Below are 2230 nucleotides of genomic sequence, written 5' to 3'. Positions count from 1 at the left end.
GGGTTTCTCGCCGCGCAACGATTAACGCGGCTGGAAACCCCTCATCCGTCTCGCGCTTCGCGCCACCTTCTCCCGCAAGGGGAGAAGGGAGAAAGCCGACCGGCGTGGTTGACGGGATGCAGGAATGCGCAAAACCATCCGCGTGCAGACAGAACCCTTCGACGCCGCCGCCGAGGCCGCCGCGCTAACCAACGGGCGCACGGATATCGGCGCTTTGGTCAGTTTCGTCGGCCTGTGCCGCGACGAGGCGGGGACGCTGGCCGCTCTGGAGCTCGAGCATTATCCCGGCATGGCCGAGGCGGAACTGGCGCGAATCGCGCAGGAGGCGGAAAGCCGCTGGCCGCTGCTCGGCCTGACCCTTATCCATCGCAGCGGCAAGCTTTTGCCCGGCGAGGGCATCGTGCTGGTGCTGGCCGCCAGCGCCCACCGGCAGGCGGCTTTCGCCGCCGCCGAATTCCTGATGGACTTTCTCAAATCCCGCGCGCCGTTCTGGAAGAAGGAACATCGCGCCGACGGGACGCCCGGCCTCTGGGTCGAGGCGAAGGACGCCGACGAGGCGGCGCTGTCGCGCTGGCGCTCGGGAGATTGAAGCCGGCGGCGCGTCGCCCCGCCGTCCCGCTCACAGCCGTTCGATTTTCCGCGCGGCTTCGTCGATGAGGTCGGCGATTTCGAACAGGGTTTTCTTGTCCGGTTCGCCGGCCAGCCGCTGGCCGAGCGCGGTCTTCAGGTTCTGCATCGCGCGGGCGATGGGGCCGGCGTCGAGCGGCCGGGCGCGCTGGCCGATCGCATCGAGCCGCGCCAGCGCGGTTTCCGCGTCGCGGCGATGTTCGTCGAGAAAGGCCTTGCCGGCCTCGGTCAGGGCGAATTGCCTTTTTGCGCCTTCCGGGGCCCGCGCTTCGATCTGGCCGATTTCCTCCAGCAGGCTGAGGGTCGGATAGACGATGCCGGGACTCGGGGCATAGGCGCCGCCGGTGCGGGTCTCGATTTCGCGGATCAGGTCGTAGCCATGGCGCGGCTCGGCTTCCATCAGCGCGAGAAACACCAGCCGCAACTCGCCGCCCTCGAACATGCGCCGCCGGTCGCCGCGCTCGTGGCCCTCGCCATGGGCCCCGCCACGAAATCCGCCGCGAAATCCGCGGCCCGGACCGCCTCCCGGTCCGGCTGCGAAAAATGCTCGCTGGCGATGGCCGCAGCCCCTGCGCGGGCCGTCGCCCGGATTGGGCCTGAATTCGGGTCCTTGTCCGTGCTCCCGGCCATGTTCTTGACCGCGTTCTTGACCGCGTTCTTGACCGCGTTCCTGGCCTTGTTCCCGGCCGAAACCGCGATGGCGATGAAGGTGATGTGTCATTATATAATATCTCCGATATATCTTTTGTCAGGGTGGATCAAAGCGTAAGTGGGCCGCTTCCATTGGGTTCGAGTCGTTGGATTGGCCGGTCGGCGGGACCCGTTCCGGTTGCGCTCTACGCCGTTTCCTGGCCCGATCCGCTTTCTGGCCGAAGCTCTCGGCGGCTTGCTTACGATGTAATTAGATATATCTTAGCGCTATCTGTGTCAAGCGGAAATTCCTGGGGGCTTCGCGTCCTTATTTGCGGCGCCGCGCATTGACCCCGCCAGTGCAGCGTGTAGCTTGGCGGCGGTCCAGGCGCGCAATGTCGTTCCGACTTTGACGCCGCGGCAAAGACAAGAATTTGGGAGGGGACATGGCGTTTCGAACGGTGAAATCCACCTTGATGAGACTCGCTCTGGTTTCCGCTTCGCTGTTCTTCCCGGCACAGCAGGCGGCGGCGCAAGAGTCCAAAGAGCCGGGCAGGAAGCCCAATATCGTCATCATCTGGGGCGACGATATCGGCCAGTCGAATATTTCCGCCTATACCAATGGATTGATGGGCTATCGCACGCCCAATATCGATTCCATCGCCTCTCAGGGCGTGATCTTCACCGACTATTACGGCGAGCAGAGTTGCACGGCAGGCCGTTCCTCCTTCATCACCGGCCAGGCCGGCCTGCGCACCGGCCTCACCAAGGTCGGCCTGCCGGGCGCGCCGCTCGGCTTGCAGAAGGACGATCCGACCATCGCCGAACTGCTCAAGGTTCAGGGCTACGCCACCGGCCAGTTCGGCAAGAACCATCTCGGCGACACCGACGACACGCTGCCCACCCGCCACGGCTTCGACGAATTCTTCGGCAACCTGTATCACCCGAACGCCGAGGAGGGGCCGGAGAACGC

The 2230-nt window shown here is 65.1% G+C and carries 3 protein-coding genes; 2 read left to right on the top strand and 1 reads right to left on the bottom strand.

What is annotated here, in order from left to right; genetic code table 11:
• Positions 1–124 precede the first annotated feature (124 nt).
• The gene (locus QZY01_RS04615) at positions 125–589 is read left to right on the top strand and encodes a molybdenum cofactor biosynthesis protein MoaE (RefSeq protein ID WP_294533945.1); all 465 of its coding nucleotides are present in this window, start codon (positions 125–127) and stop codon (positions 587–589) included.
• Positions 590–619: 30 nt separating this feature from the next.
• Here the strand turns inward: QZY01_RS04615 and QZY01_RS04610 are convergent, their stop codons facing one another.
• The gene (locus tag QZY01_RS04610; protein ID WP_294533942.1) at positions 620–1069 is read right to left on the bottom strand and encodes a PadR family transcriptional regulator; all 450 of its coding nucleotides are present in this window, start codon (positions 1067–1069) and stop codon (positions 620–622) included.
• Positions 1070–1703: 634 nt separating this feature from the next.
• On the opposite strand from QZY01_RS04610, the gene QZY01_RS04605 reads away from it, so the two are divergent.
• The coding region (locus tag QZY01_RS04605; protein WP_294533939.1) for a sulfatase-like hydrolase/transferase at positions 1704–2230 on the top strand (527 nt) is incomplete at its 3' end.

It is taken from the genome of uncultured Rhodoblastus sp. (assembly GCF_903903185.1).
GTDB lineage: Bacteria > Pseudomonadota > Alphaproteobacteria > Rhizobiales > Beijerinckiaceae > Rhodoblastus.
This window is presented reverse-complemented; position numbering and strand designations above follow the sequence as displayed.

Excerpts from the sequence above, each read along its gene's own strand:
- QZY01_RS04610 (WP_294533942.1), bottom strand. The coding sequence starts at position 1,069 with ATGTTCGAGGGCGGCGAGTTGCGGCTGGTGTTTCTCGCGCTGATGGAA.
- QZY01_RS04615 (WP_294533945.1), top strand. The coding sequence starts at position 125 with ATGCGCAAAACCATCCGCGTGCAGACAGAACCCTTCGACGCCGCCGCC.